The organism is Bacillus sp. FSL L8-0167 (genome assembly GCF_038630295.1).
Lineage (GTDB): Bacteria > Bacillota > Bacilli > Bacillales > Bacillaceae > Bacillus > Bacillus safensis.
In genome coordinates, this window is sequence record NZ_CP152027.1 from 2,101,979 (window position 1) to 2,116,457 (window position 14,479).

Here is a 14,479-nt window from a genome sequence, read left to right on the forward strand (position 1 = left end):
AATTGTAACACGATCACCGCTCAAACGGGGGAATTTTCTATCAATCCTTCTGCTTAAACGTTTCAATCCATTCTTTAATACTCATGTTATTCACACCCTCATACTGGACGACTTTTGACAAAAAAAGCTCTCCTTTCGTCAAATGAAGTGTAATCTGAACAGTTAGCAATAAAACAAGCTGAATGAGCACCACTTTCAATAACCATCTTTCCATTGTCTTCATACAAAAAGCCTCCACGCTAGATTCTTTCCTCTCTAGTATGGAAGCTTTTTACACCCTTTATTCTTATGCTTTTTTCACACGTGTTAAAAGCTGCTGCTGGAAGCAGTATTTCATGATGTGCTGCTGGTGATCACTTGTGATCTCTGAAAACTCCATGATCGCTCTTGTTTTGCCGGACTGTTCATCTTGATATACTCGATTCATCTCTGCAACCGCTTTTATTTTCACGGGCTCTTTTAGGGGAAGTTCAAACTCTGTGACCACTTCTCCATATTCTTTCAATGACACGCCCTCTGGAACAGAAATTGCTACGCCGCCAGCACTCATATTCACAATAAACGTTTCAAAGGCTTCTTCATCCGTTTGCATAATGGTGGCTTTGACCATCGTATCCACTCTCAGATATTCTCTTCGCTGAAGCCGAATCATTTTTTCTTTTGGCGGAATGGAAATAACAATCATCGGGATATCTTCTTTTCTTTTTCCGATGACTTCGCTTGTACATTTGTATGGAATTTGGTTTTCGTCAAAAAAGAAGACGGTGATTTCTGTTTGCTGGTTTAAGTAGATGGTGCGTCCCGTTTCTTTATCAGCTGGATAATTAATGCAAATATCATCGTTATTATTTTCCAAAACTTTCGATTTTGCTGTTTTCACTTCTTTGTTCTCATTGACATATTCAATTGTGATTGCATCCCCTATTTGTAACATTCCTCATCACTCTTTTCATCTGTGAAATCGTATCCTCTCCTATATTAAACCATGTCTAAAACAAAAGGAAAAGACTTATTAGCCTTTTCCTTGTTTCCTTTTCTATAGGTCTTTATATATAGGTTCTGCGTTTTTTAGTTTATCTACTCGTTCTTCTTTTCCAGTATCTGCATTAATGAACATGCGATACGTATCGTTTTTTATCGTTCCGAGGAACTCATAGCACAGAACTTCCTCTGACATATCATTTTGCACAATCGCTAAATGAGTATCTTCGATCTTTACATGCTGATTTAATGTTTTCTTCGCTTCTTTTTGCGAGATTTTAGGTGATTTAATGTCACGTGTTTTATGATTCGTTAAATAATCCTTCGCTGAAAACCCAACAACCTCACCATCGTCCAATGCGACTTTCATGCGTATGCTATCTGGATAAAGCAGAACATTTTTCTGAAGAGGAACATAGGTAAATACACCGATATTATCAAATTGTGCACTTTCATCTAAATGGAACGATTCTGTATCAAACCCTTGCTTCTTTAAAAAGCTGAGTGCTTTTTCTGATGCATCATTTAAACTGATTTTCTGTTTTTTCACGTCACGATTCTGAAGAAGGTAAACTGGGTGTCCTCCTTTTTCAGTTAAGTCTAAATAAAAGTTTGCATGGCTGTCTGGATCAGACATCGATAAGCTGTACACGTCGCGATTGGTTTTGCTGCCGCTTTTTCTCACTTTAAAATGTTGATTATGGTCAGGTGTGAATTGCTGTGCAATGCGGATCGCTTCTTTTTTTGAAATCTTATCGCCTTTTAAATGATTGTATCCTTGTGTTTCTTTTTCTGTGGACACATTTGTAGGCCCAAGATCGACATCTGCAAATGCATCTGCATTTCTCTCGACTGTTTTCAGCCCGTCAATGATGGTGTTGTCGTTCTTTCGATCGCCGTCAGCGAGCGCCATTTCAACATCCATCCATTTTAAGTTTTTATTAAGTACGAGGTGCTGCACTTGTCTAAGTTCGTTTTGGATATCTGACGCTTGATTATATAGAGCTGTAATGGTTTTGTGTGTATCTTTATTTAATGGTTCATCTGATAAAGATTTGACTGATGATTTGTAGCTAAAGTCTCCGACATTCGCCAGAAATTCTTCCGTTTTATTAAAAGGCATCAATGTAAGCGGGAGCTGGCTGACATTGTTATGCGCTTCTGATGACATTCTCCATACATCTGCAAGTGCTGGTGAGATGGATGTTTGGCTGTTCATCGCAAGTGTTGCGCCCAGTTTGTCATGCAGCTGATCCACCTGATACGTTAAATCGTGGAAGGCTCTTTGGTAGTTGTTCTCAGCATGAAGCAGGACGGCGTCTTTTTCTTGATGTTCTTTATAGCCCCAGTAACCTGTTGAGATGACAGCAATTCCTAAAATAGCAATCAATATTCCTCTGATCATTTATTTACACCCCTTTTTATTCGCAGAATATATGTTTCCCGATTCGTTTAATTTGTGGTCTTCCCCAAATCCATGGACTTGTTGCTGTATCAGGATTAAAGTAATAGATGGCGCTTTCAGATGGATCCCAGCCATTGATTGCATCAAATACAGCTTTTTTTGCCGTTTCATCTGGCGTCATATAAAATTGCCCATCTGCTACAGCAGTAAACGCAAGCGGTTCAAAAATGACTCCTGCGATCGTATTTGGAAAGGTCGGATTGTTCAAGCGGTTTAAGATAACGGACGCGATGGCCACCTGTCCTTCATACGGCTCACCTCTTGCTTCACTGTAAACAGCTTGCGACAAGAGCTGAATGTCATTACTAGAAAAACCACCAGGCATGTTGGCTGCTGTTTGTTTTGGTGTTTGATTTCCCTGCTGGCTGCCTGACTGATTGCCGGACTTCCCAGATGATCCACTTTGACTTTTTTGATTTTCTTTTGTACCTTGGGCTGTCTTTTTTTGCGAGCCTTTTTGCGCAGGAGCCTTTGTTTGCTGATCAAGAGGCTTTCCGCCATAATGGGTAAACTGGTTCCCTTGCTGCAGCTGTTTTTGAACAAACTCTTTGTAGTATTTCGTCTTTTGAACTAATAAGTTTTTTGTTTTCTCACCTACAAGTCCATCGACCTTCTTCATGCCAAATTGGTTTTGAAAGTTGCGAACGGCCCAGTACGTCCCCCAGCCATAGACGCCATCGATTTTGCCATTGTAAAACCCATTGTATTGGAGCCGCGCTTGCAGCTCGACTACATCTTCTCCTGTTGCCCCGCGCTGGATGACTTGGCCGGTGAATGCTTCACTTTTACTGGCTGTCAAAAGTGAAGACGCAAGAAGAACGATTGAGAAGATAAGAACAATTTGTTTCATGAAACGAGCTTTATCCATATTTGATCCTCCTGTACTTTTGATGTTTGAATATATGTTTCTTCCGATCCCTATTTTTATACATTCAACACAGGAGAGAATTGGATGGAAAAGACAAAAAAACGCCCTATAAACAAATAGGACGTTTTCCAAATTAAATTTGCACCATTTTTACCGCACGGGCTTTTTTTGCTTTCCTTAAACCAAACCACCATAAAAAAATCATGAACGGCACCATGATATATCCCCAGTTTTTCATCCCTAATAGAATGAAATCATACAGGCCGTGAAACAGCACAGGGAGCGTTAAAGAAAGGATCAGCCATTTGCGCTGCTCTTTTTTATCAGAGAAGCGGGCTTTTCCGATATAAAATCCCATCACAACACCAAATAATGCGTGACTTGATACAGGTAATAAAGCACGGGTAAACGCATATTCGACCCCGTGGCCGACTAAGTAAAGGATATTTTCAAGTGTTGCAAAACCAAGTGAGACACTCGTTCCATACACAATTCCGTCATAGTGTTCGTCAAACTGGGCATGTGCATAAACGCTGACCATTAAAATAAACCATTTTAATGATTCCTCTAAAAAGCCCGACGTCACAAATGAAATCAAGATAGGATTTGTTGCAATATTTTCCTCTTGAAGGACATATTGAATAAACATGGTTGGAAACACAAGTATGACACCTAGCATAAAAGATCTGATGACCATGTGAACCGGCTCATTGTCGTACTGATCTTTCAAATAAAAATAACTTAAAAGTGCGATGCCGGGAGCTAAACCTGCTGAGATGATTGCGATCATAACCAGACCTCTTTCCCTACATTATCCTTCATTATCGTACCATGATTTACCCTTTTTTTATATGACTCGGGCCCATTTTTCTAAAAATACCTTTCTATATAATCCCAATTTATAAAAAAAAAGAACCGAACCCCTTTGAAGGATTCAGTTCTTTTTTTATCCGTTAATTCTTTTTTTGATTTCTTCTGCAATGAGTCCGCCATGAAATCTTCCATTTTCGATAAAAATTTCATTGGCATTATTTCCAGCTGCAATGACTCCTGCAATGAAAATGCCTTCAACATTCGTTTCCATCGTCTCTTCATCAAATGCTGGACGGCCTGATTCTTGGTCAATCGTGACACCCATTTTTTCTAAGAAAGAATGATCTGGGTGATAGCCAGTCATGGCAAATACATAGTCACTTTTCACTCGATCCGTTTGATTTTGCTGGTTTGTGAAGATCACATCTTCTTCTGTGACTTCTTTCACCTGCGCACCAAACTCCATTCGAATCGTTCCATTACGGACAAGCGCTTCAAACTCTGGTAAAATCCAAGGCTTGATGCTGGATGAATATTCAGTTCCTCTATACAGCACAGTGACTCTGCTTCCGCATTTCACAAGTTCTAACGCAGCATCAACACTGGAGTTCTTCCCGCCGATCACCGTCACATCTTTATCAAAATATGGATGTCCTTCTTTAAAATAGTGATATACGTGGGGAAGGTCTTCTCCTTTGACGTTCATATAGTTTGGATGATCATAGTAGCCAGTCGCAATGACGACGTAATCACATGCATAGTCGTCTTTTGATGTATTCACCGTAAAACGGCCATCTTGTTTCGTCACGGCGTTTACTTTTTCAAAAGCATGCACACGCAGTTTTTTTCGTCTGACGACCTCTCGGTAATAGGAAAGCGCCTGAATACGAACGGGCTTACGGTTTTCAGTAATAAAAGCAACATCACCGATTTCAAGCTTTTCACTTGTACTAAAAAAGGTTTGATGTGTTGGGTAATGATAAATACTGTTCACGACATTCCCCTTTTCAATCACAAGTGCATCAATCCCAATTTGCTTGAATGCAATGGCAGCTGATAACCCGCATGGGCCGCCTCCTATTATGATCGCTTTTTCTTGTTTCATTTGTTCCACTCCTGTCATTTCACTGCAATAACAATTGCTGGGCTGTTTGATTCTTTGTTCCATTCCATAAAAAAATCTCCTATTTAAGGATAGGAGATTTTAAGGCGCGATGCAAATCAGCCGCTTAAATCCAGCCTCTGAATCGAGAAGCTTCAGCCATTTTACGTACACCGACCATATATGCAGCAAGACGCATATCAATTCGGCGGTTTTGCGCCATTTCATAAATATTATTAAATGATTTCACCATCATATCTTCTAAACGAGTTTCAACTTCTTCTTCTGTCCAGTAGAACCCTTGGTTATTCTGAACCCATTCAAAGTAAGAAACAGTTACACCACCCGCACTCGCAAGTACGTCTGGAACAAGCAGTACACCACGATCTGAAAGAATTTTGGTTCCTTCCAGCGTCGTTGGGCCATTTGCTGCTTCTACGACAATTTTGGCTTTAATGTTTGCCGCATTATCTTCTGTGATTTGGTTTTCAATGGCTGCAGGTACTAAGATATCACAATCCAGCTCAAGCAGCTCTTGGTTTGTAATTGTATCGTTAAATAGTTTAGTGACGGTTCCAAAGCTGTCACGCCGGTCAAGCAAGTAGTCAATGTCTAGACCATCTTCATCGTATAATCCGCCGTACGCATCTGAAATTCCTACGATTTTTGCTCCAGCATCATACATGAATTTAGCTAAGTAGCTTCCTGCATTTCCGAATCCCTGTACGACAACACGAGCCCCGTTAATGTCAATTCCTTTTTTCTTCGCCGCTTCTTTGATGCAGATCGTCACACCTTTTGCTGTTGCAGTATCACGTCCGTGTGATCCTCCAAGAACAATTGGTTTTCCTGTAATAAATCCTGGCGAGTTAAATTCATCAATTCTAGAATATTCATCCATCATCCATGCCATAATTTGAGAGTTCGTAAACACGTCTGGTGCTGGAACATCTTTTGTTGGTCCAACGATTTGACTGATGGCGCGAACATAGCCGCGGCTTAGTTTTTCAAGCTCTCTGAATGACATTTCTCTTGGATCACAGATAATACCGCCTTTTCCTCCGCCATAAGGAAGATCCACAATTCCACATTTTAAACTCATCCAAATTGAAAGCGCTTTTACTTCTTTTTCCGTAACGTTCGGGTGGAAACGGATTCCGCCTTTTGTTGGACCGACAGCATCATTGTGCTGTGCGCGGTAACCAGTGAAAATTTTCACCGATCCATCATCCATACGTACTGGAATTTTGACCGTTAATAGACGAATTGGCTCCTTCAGCAATTCATACACTTCCTGCGGATACCCTAATTTGTCTAGCGCTTTATGTATGACGGTTTGAGTTGACTTTAAAACATCTAGCTTATCTTCTGCGTTATGAGCGGCGTTTTGATCGGCTGCCATTAAAATAAACCCCCTAGAAATCTTTCATGATCTACTGCTCCCTTTCAAGCAATAGTATACACCTTCGTACTGGTAAAGCAAAGGTAAAAAGCGTTTTTTATCAAAATAAAATATCAGCGTTTATAAATATAAAAAAGGATATAAAAAAATACTGTTGTTTCATCACAACAGTATTAAATATAATAGAAAAAAGTGATTAAAAATACATTTGAATCGTTTTCACAGCATCTTCTTGCATGATCACTTTTCCATATTCTTTTAGCCGGTGAATGGTGAGTGTCGTAGGTGAACCAAACTCTGCTAAAATCGAAATGACTGTATCAGCAGATAATTCTCCAACATCATCCAGGCTGAGGTAATATTGACCTTCATAATGGTAAACTGTACCCCCTAAAAGTCCAATACGACTTAAACTATGGGACAGTTGAATCACATCTTCAAACGAGGCAAATTGATAGAGCACATGCTTACTCTCGTCGAGCTTGACTTGCATCTCAATGTAATCTTCATCAAACTCATCATCAGCATCTTCCTGCTGACTCTTTGTGACAATGACGACCATCCCCTGCGCCTGAAGAGAAAATACTTCAACAGCAATCGGTCCATTCGCTTCAAAACCGAGCTCCTGATTCGCTTCGTTCATCATGTCTTTAAACAGCTGATGGACTTTGAACGAATCTTTCCAAAGGTCTTCTTTCGTAAGACCTCGGTCTGTCAGGTCATCTAGTGTGAGAAAAATTTTGATTTTATTATAATTCAGACGCTCCAGTCGCATAACGTTCCCTCCTGCCTCTTCTAAACACACATCATACTGTAGTATATGAGATGATGAGTCATAGGTTCTTAATTTTGTATTCAGTTTACACTGTGTCAAGACGGAAGACAAGCACGAAGCTACGCTTACGGTGACTATTATGGAAAATATTGAGGGTGCCGCAAGTTAACGCGTTTTTAGAGGCATTAAATAGATCAGATGGGTTTCTGGTTCTGCTCCGAGACGCAAGGGAATTTTTGTTGTTCCGTAGCCATTACTAATGAGAAAGAACGCACCTTTGACCTGGCCTGTTCTTCCTTTTTCATACGGTCCAAATTTCCCAATTCGGATCTGTCCCCCATGCGTATGACCGCTCAGGACAAGATCGATTCCTTCTTCTTCACTCATCAAATGATGTACATCTGGATTGTGTGATAAGAGAATATTGACATCATCTTTCACAAACTCAGGCCGTATCGCTTCATAATCTGCTTTTTCAAGCCGAATATCATCAATTCCTCCAATTTTGATTCGCTGCCCTTCGAAATTCCATACAGCCGTTTCATTTTGCAAAGTCGTGACATCGTATGCATGAAGAATTTCTTTAAACCTTTGCTGGTCCAGCTCATGATCATTATTTCCCCAGACAAAATAAACCGGCGCAATTCTTGATAAACGTTTCACATTTTCTTCAATCCTTGCATAGGGTACACCTTTTTCTGCTAAATCTCCGCCAATCATAATCACATCTGGCTCTTCCTGTCTGATTTCTGCTAATAAAGTGTCACTGATGAGACGTCTGTGTGTATCAGAAATAAAGAAAATGACAGCAGGCCGGTCTGATTGAAGTGCTTCTATTGTAAAGTAATGCTTTTTGATGTTGTTTTGTTTTGCCGTTTTCACCATTTTTGCCGTTACACACACACCTGTTGTAACAGCCGCAATGGCGGCAGTAAATCCGATGGCATATTTCATCACAAATGGCTCCCTTACATATCTTTCTTTCATAAGACGCTTGAATGAAAAAAGACGTTTCAACTGTTAAACGTCTTTTTTTCTCATTTATTTACTTTCATAATAGAGATTAATGTCGTATTGCTTCTGCATATAGTGAAAAACCGTCTCGCGCTCTTTCCACTGATTTGATTGCGGCCATAAATCTGTGCTTTTTTGTATAATTTCACATCGAAGCCGATGATATTCATCCTCAGCCTTTTCTTCTTTTTTCTTATAGTAATAAGAGGCGTAAAAAGCAAAGACTTCAGCCATGATCCAAAACAGAAAAACTTCATGACCAAGCAGTGTGGCAATCATGGCTTCCGGCTGAAGCGAGCCGCCTCCCGCATTTGCCGTGATCACAAAATAAAACAAAAGAATGGCCAGCGATAGAAGGGCTGTCCATTGCCATCTTTTGCACTGCTTGGCAAAGCCCTCATATTTTTGCTTTCTTTTGATCAATGTTTCCATCATTTTCTGTGTCGGCTGATCCATATATCGGCTGATTGCGTGCAATGTCATCACATACACCCTGTCCCTTTTTTCTACATATGTATGTGCGTGCTTCTTCATTCATGTCAGGTGATTAGTTTTCTAGTGGAATATTCAGCACTTGACCACTGTATACGCTGTTACCTTTTAAGTGATTATAGGCTCTAATTTTCTCTTCACCCGAACGGTTTTTGTAATACTTCATTGAAATTCGATACAGGTTTTCCTCTGGACCAACAGTGTGCTGCACAACACGGACTGGCTTTTCTTCCTGCTTCTTTTTCTCTTCGGCTTCTTTTCTTTTTTTCTCTTCCTGCTGCTTTTGCAAGGCTAGCTGCTGCTGTTCACGCTTTTTGGCAGCTTCAGCTCTCTCGCGTTCTTTTTCTTTCGCTGCTTGTTCACGCTCTTCTTTCTCTTTAGCTGCTTTTTCTTTTTTCTTCTGTTCAGCTTTTTCTTTCGATCGTTGTTTTTCTTCCTCTTTCTTTTGCTTCTCATCATCAGACGCATCCGCTTTATCAGCGCTTGAGTCATTTTTTGTTTCGGCAAGTGCTGACGGGACTGGGTCTGTGTCAGCACTTGATGTAGAATCAATATTATATACATCTTGATTATTATTATGGTTGATTTCCTTTGATGTGTAGTAGATCAAAAGGAAGAACACCGTGACGACAATAATAGGAAAGATAATAGCCAGTGTTGTAAACAATGGATTGCGCACCTTTTTCGTGCGCTGCTTTTTATATTCATGGAAATCTTCTCGTGTAGGAAAGAGAGAGTCATCTGAAGGCTCTACTTCTTCTTCAAGAATTTCCTCTACATCATCATGGATGTTTGTCAGCTGCTCCTTCTTTCTCTTCATTCTCGACATTTCTTCCATGTTCATCCCTCCCCCTATATTTCAAACGAATTTGACAAGCAAAGACTAAGTCAATGACAAAATGGGTCATGACAGGAACAAATAAATTCCCCGTCCACTCGTATAAAAGTCCTAAAAAAATACTAATAGAAACCACAAGGATAAACAAGAGTATTTTTGATAAGTAGCGAAAGTGAAGGAGCGCAAACACAATACTGGCAATTTCCAGTCCAAATTGCTGCTGGACGATCCCTCGGAATAGAATTTCCTCTGAAAAGGCGATGAGCAGTGTTAACCAAACAATATGCGGGATGCTGCGGTTTTTGAACATTTTTTCATTTAATCCGCCATCATCATACATATGAGCAGGAAACACCTTCATGACAATCGCATCCACAATGATCACAACCGCAGCGCCGCCAATTCCATAGGTCAGTATCCGCGCATCTTGGATCTCCCAAAGAGATGTGAAATCTGTCCAATGATCGAACATAAATATACCTAGTAAAAAGGAAATGACCAGCATCAGCAGCTGCGTGAAATACAGCTGTTCTACCACTTGTCGATCGGTTAATTTTTCGATGATCCGGCGATGTTGTTCAATCAATGCTGCGCCTCTTTTGTCAGATGAAACATACGATCCAGCACGGTCTTCCAGTGTTTCATTTCATTCAGCTCCAATGGTTGATCTTTTTTTTCATAATCAGACAGGTCAAGTCCGCAAGAAGAGCAGCAGCTGCCAGAGGATGCGCTCTCTGTTTGATCAAGCTGTTCGTAAAAGTATGATAACAGAGATTGTCTAAAGCAGCCATGATCTGTGATCCGCTCCTTAAATTGCCACACTTTTCTCAGTTTTTCTGTTTGTCTGTCCTGCAATTTCTCTTTCAGTTTCATCAGGAGCACACGCGGCTCGTCAGACTGATACATCCTGTAATAATGGATCAGCATTCTTGCACGTGTCTCCTGAAGCCCTGATTCCATCAATTGTTCACGTAATTTCTTTTCATCATTTGTCTGCATTTGTGTCAGCCTTGCTAAGAAGAAATCAATTTCTGGCTCATCAAAGCCCTCTGCTTGTATTAAATGCTGTTGAATGTCCGCATCCTCTTCTGTATATAAAAGAATGCTGATACTCTTTTTCCCGTCCCGTCCTGCTCTTCCAATTTCCTGCATAAATGCTTCAATTGACTGCGGCGGGCTCATATGAATAACAAATCGTATATCTGCTTTATCAATTCCCATTCCAAAAGCACTTGTACAACAAATAAGATCAAGCTGTCCGCTGATAAATTGCTGCTGAATAAGCATACGGTCTCCTGCATCCATCCCGCCATGGTAATACTCTACACGCTGATGGGTTTTTTGTTTCATAATGAGCGCCATATCTTCTGTCATTTGCCGGGTTGGGCAATAAATCAGACCGGGGCCCTGCAAATATTCAACAAGCTCAATAGCCCGTTTTTCTTTTGCTTCTTTCGTTTCGTGCGCTTCTTTGACTAAAGCGATGTTTGGCCGGTTGACAGAATGGATATGAAAGTCTGGATGCTGCAATCTTAACGTTTGTACGGTATCTTTTAGCGTTTGTTTTGTTGCAGTTGCCGTCAGTGCTAAGGCGACAGGATGACCTAACGCTTCTCTCCATTCTCCCAGCTTGGAATATTCCGGACGGAAATCATGCCCCCATTCGGATATACAATGGGCTTCATCGACGACGAACAGACCAATATGCATCGATTTGAGCTGTTCTAGCAGCACCTCTGTCATTAATGCCTCAGGGGCGACGAATAAAAATTTATATGATGGCAAATGCCGAATGATATGTCGTCTCTCCTGAAAAGACAATGTGCTGTTCAGTGCCGCCACTCGTTTTTCTCCGCGCATTTTCATTCGTTCGACTTGATCCTCCATAAGCGATAACAGCGGCGAAATAATGAGAACTAATCCATCTGTCATATAGCCGGGAATTTGATAGCAGATGGATTTCCCGCCGCCAGTAGGCAGCATGGCCACCGTATCCTTTTGATTCAGTACACTTTGAATAATGTCCTCTTGACCCGTTTTAAATGAGTCGTAACCAAAATATCGCATGAGCGTCTGATGAAGCTTATCCATTTGCTTTCACCATCCTTGTCAGAGCCAATCGTATTTGAAAATAAGTAAATGGATGTTCGAGTTTTTCTTTAATCAGCTTCATCTTATTTGTTTGAAGCTCTCTGGCTACTGCATGAATGGCCTGCTGCTCTTCTTCGCTCACATACGGCTCTATTGAGAAGCTCGGTTCATGTATGGAAAGCTCGACAATATGGTCTTCGATCGTTGCCTTTTTTAAAGAGCGAATGTGAGCAATTTGATCAATATCAAAGCCTTTTTGCACAAGCTCGAGCGTTTTGTGCGTAGAGGTTGTCAGCACGCGTTTGAATTCAAGGTCACCTACGAGCTTTTGCATGAGCTGCGTCTCACCTTTTTGGGCAGCATGAATAAAATAATGGAGGACATTCCAAAAAAGCAGGTACACATACCACACATCTTCTTTTAGCCACTCTGCCATTTGCTGATACGTAAGCCCAATTCTTTCATTTGAAGTCAATGAATAAACAAATATCAGCGCCTCTTGATCACTTATACGGCTAAGGAGCTTTTCGAGTTCATGATGCAGCTCTTCCGATAGCTTATTCTTCTCGTGATGCTGTTTTAAGAAGGATTTCGTCCAGCTCTGTACAGATACATCTCTTTGTATTGGGACATATTGATGCGATCCAGCCAGATGGTGAGACAGCACTTGTACAAGTAATGAGAGCCTCATCCATAACACCTTTGCTTTATCATGATATTTGGCACCATGAAAATAAGCGGGCATCGGTTTTTCTGAGAAATACTGGTTTAGCATTTGCTGTCCTGCATCTGTAACAATGAATGTCTCCCCTGTTTTTTTGATGTAGTGCTTTTCGTCAAGCTTTATAGTAGAGCGATTCAGCTGATCCCTCGTAAACCCCGGATAACAGCCGAAATACTTTGAAAGCTGAAACAAACTGGCATCCTGTATGGTTTGTGATGATTTTTTTCCTTTAAAAAGATGGTAGACAGCACTTATGGAGCGTTCGCCGTTCAATTTATATACGCTGTCCATTAACATGACATCCAAGTAATGAAGAGTCATTCGCCAAAGCACCTGTCTTCCTGACAAAATTCGAATATTTTCTCCCTTTATTTTAACAGATTTCATAGAAGAAGAAATGTTTAAACTCAATTTGTGGGGGAAAGTTATGAACAAACCCTTATGTGATAAGCATTCTCAATCACTTTACAGTTGAAATGTGAAATTAAAATCATTACAATAAGGTTTGAGGAAATTGTTTTTTATCGGTGAAACTAAAAAGGTTAGACCATTTGTTCCATCGAACAATCTGGGAGGTATTTTTTTAACATGGCAAAATATACAATTGTAGACAAAGACACATGTATTGCTTGCGGCGCATGCGGTGCAGCTGCTCCAGACATTTATGATTATGATGATGAAGGCATTGCATTTGTTACGCTTGATGACAACCAAGGGACTGTAGAAGTTCCAGAAGTACTTGAAGAAGATATGCTTGATGCATTTGAAGGATGTCCAACAGATTCAATCAAAGTTGCGGACGAATCTTTCGATGGTGACCCGCTTAAGCATGAATAGTATAAAAGCCCCTTATACAGGGGCTTTTTTTATATTAACTATTTTGAAGTCGTCGTTTATTTTCAAACCATGGACGCATTTTCACAAAAATGAGACTAAACACGATGGTAATGATGATTCCTTTAATAAAGTTAAATGGTAAGATCCCTGCTGTAATGGTCGTCTTGAGCGCATGATCGGATAGTTCTGGCGCGTTTAAGAACCATGTGTAAGCTGGCAGGAATAAGAAGTAATTTAAAATACTCATCATCACAGTCATAAGCAATGTACCCGTGATCATAGACCATGCCATCCCTTTTGCTGATTTGATTTTTTTAAACATAAAGGCGACTGGCAAGATAAATAGTGTGCCTGCAATGAAGTTCGCAACTTGCCCAACTGGAACGCCGGACATACTGCCTTGAATGAGGTAATGCAGTACATTTTTTAATGCCTCAACAGCAATCCCTGCACCCGGTCCATAAATTAAAATCGCAATAATTGCCGGGATATCACTAAAATCAATTTTCAAATACGCTGGAAGACCCGGGAAAGGAAAATCCAATAAAATTAACACAAACGAAATACTGCTGAGCATACTGGTAACAACTAAACGCTTTACTTTACTTTGATTCAATATTCTCTCTCCTTTTCGATCAAATCTTTCGAAAAGAGGATTGTTCCATTTTAGCCACAAAAAAACCGCCCTTGAAAACAGGAGCGGGGAAATTGGGCTAGACAAATAAACGTGTGAACATCAATGTTTTCAACGTTTATGAACCTCCATCTTCTCCCATCCAGACTATACTGTCGGCTTCGGAATCACACCGAATCCTGCCAAAAAGGCTCGCGGGCTTAGAGACTATGCTCATCACCGCCGGTAGGGAATTACACCCTGCCCCGAAGATTGATCATTATTCAATTCGACATCATTATATATGATATATGAGCATTTGTACAGATAAAAATCTGAGCAAATTCATCAGTTTTAAGAAATCGTAAAAAACACAAAAATTATAATGACAAATGCGCAAAAATTGGTTATCTTTTGTTTAAAGGTGTTCATTCTTTATAAAGACACAAAGAAATGTTCGTGTT

At 40.3% G+C, this 14,479-nt stretch carries 16 protein-coding genes and 1 riboswitch; of the genes, 1 reads left to right on the forward strand and 15 read right to left on the reverse strand.

The window, feature by feature from the left end; genetic code table 11:
• Positions 1-40: 40 nt before the first annotated feature.
• The 14 genes from MHB66_RS10730 to MHB66_RS10795 form a co-directional block, all read right to left on the reverse strand.
• The gene (locus MHB66_RS10730; RefSeq protein ID WP_342490553.1) at positions 41-223 is read right to left on the reverse strand and encodes a DUF5359 family protein; all 183 of its coding nucleotides are present in this window, start codon (positions 221-223) and stop codon (positions 41-43) included.
• 63 nt (positions 224-286) lie between these two features.
• Complete coding sequence (locus MHB66_RS10735) at positions 287-934, reverse strand: flagellar brake domain-containing protein (RefSeq protein WP_046311623.1); 648 nt, start codon at positions 932-934, stop codon at positions 287-289.
• A 102-nt stretch (positions 935-1,036) separates the two neighbouring features.
• Complete coding sequence (gene ypeB / locus MHB66_RS10740) at positions 1,037-2,386, reverse strand: germination protein YpeB (protein ID WP_046311625.1); 1,350 nt, start codon at positions 2,384-2,386, stop codon at positions 1,037-1,039.
• 16 nt (positions 2,387-2,402) lie between these two features.
• Positions 2,403-3,314, reverse strand: a complete 912-nt coding sequence (gene sleB, locus MHB66_RS10745; RefSeq protein WP_046311626.1) for a spore cortex-lytic enzyme — start codon at positions 3,312-3,314, stop codon at positions 2,403-2,405.
• A gap of 133 nt (positions 3,315-3,447) precedes the next feature.
• A complete protein-coding gene (gene prsW / locus MHB66_RS10750) occupies positions 3,448-4,104 on the reverse strand; it encodes a glutamic-type intramembrane protease PrsW (protein ID WP_024422824.1) in 657 nt (218 codons plus the stop codon).
• Between the two features lie 156 nt (positions 4,105-4,260).
• Entirely contained in the window at positions 4,261-5,232 is a 972-nt protein-coding gene (locus MHB66_RS10755) for a YpdA family putative bacillithiol disulfide reductase (protein WP_046311631.1), read from the reverse strand.
• 124 nt (positions 5,233-5,356) lie between these two features.
• Positions 5,357-6,631, reverse strand: a complete 1,275-nt coding sequence (locus tag MHB66_RS10760; RefSeq protein WP_007500982.1) for a Glu/Leu/Phe/Val dehydrogenase — start codon at positions 6,629-6,631, stop codon at positions 5,357-5,359.
• A 196-nt stretch (positions 6,632-6,827) separates the two neighbouring features.
• Positions 6,828-7,406: a genetic competence negative regulator gene (locus MHB66_RS10765; protein WP_024428080.1), complete on the reverse strand. Its 579-nt coding sequence runs from the start codon at positions 7,404-7,406 to the stop codon at positions 6,828-6,830.
• Positions 7,407-7,571: 165 nt separating this feature from the next.
• Positions 7,572-8,360 carry a metallophosphoesterase gene (locus tag MHB66_RS10770; protein ID WP_046311634.1) on the reverse strand — a complete coding sequence of 263 codons (789 nt, stop codon included), beginning with the start codon at positions 8,358-8,360 and terminating at the stop codon, positions 7,572-7,574.
• An 87-nt stretch (positions 8,361-8,447) separates the two neighbouring features.
• Positions 8,448-8,903: a DUF2663 family protein gene (locus tag MHB66_RS10775; protein ID WP_046311636.1), complete on the reverse strand. Its 456-nt coding sequence runs from the start codon at positions 8,901-8,903 to the stop codon at positions 8,448-8,450.
• Positions 8,904-8,967: 64 nt separating this feature from the next.
• Positions 8,968-9,750, reverse strand: a complete 783-nt coding sequence (locus MHB66_RS10780) for a LysM peptidoglycan-binding domain-containing protein (RefSeq protein ID WP_046311639.1) — start codon at positions 9,748-9,750, stop codon at positions 8,968-8,970.
• Complete coding sequence (locus tag MHB66_RS10785) at positions 9,695-10,336, reverse strand: CPBP family intramembrane glutamic endopeptidase (protein ID WP_024422830.1); 642 nt, start codon at positions 10,334-10,336, stop codon at positions 9,695-9,697. Before MHB66_RS10785 ends, MHB66_RS10780 begins: the two co-directional genes overlap by 56 nt.
• The gene (locus tag MHB66_RS10790; protein ID WP_046311641.1) at positions 10,333-11,841 is read right to left on the reverse strand and encodes an ATP-dependent DNA helicase RecQ; all 1,509 of its coding nucleotides are present in this window, start codon (positions 11,839-11,841) and stop codon (positions 10,333-10,335) included. The genes MHB66_RS10785 and MHB66_RS10790 overlap by 4 nt, the downstream gene beginning before the upstream one ends.
• On the reverse strand, positions 11,834-12,886 hold the full coding sequence (locus MHB66_RS10795) for a helix-turn-helix domain-containing protein (protein ID WP_046311643.1): 1,053 nt from the start codon (positions 12,884-12,886) through the stop codon (positions 11,834-11,836). Before MHB66_RS10795 ends, MHB66_RS10790 begins: the two co-directional genes overlap by 8 nt.
• Positions 12,887-13,153: 267 nt before the next feature.
• Here MHB66_RS10795 and MHB66_RS10800 point away from each other — a divergent pair, with 267 nt between their 5' ends.
• Positions 13,154-13,402: a ferredoxin gene (locus MHB66_RS10800; RefSeq protein ID WP_008361239.1), complete on the forward strand. Its 249-nt coding sequence runs from the start codon at positions 13,154-13,156 to the stop codon at positions 13,400-13,402.
• Positions 13,403-13,436: 34 nt separating this feature from the next.
• Here the strand turns inward: MHB66_RS10800 and MHB66_RS10805 are convergent, their stop codons facing one another.
• Entirely contained in the window at positions 13,437-14,018 is a 582-nt protein-coding gene (locus MHB66_RS10805; protein WP_034280389.1) for an ECF transporter S component, read from the reverse strand.
• Positions 14,019-14,162: 144 nt separating this feature from the next.
• A riboswitch (FMN riboswitch) is annotated at positions 14,163-14,293 on the reverse strand.
• Positions 14,294-14,479: the final 186 nt, after the last annotated feature.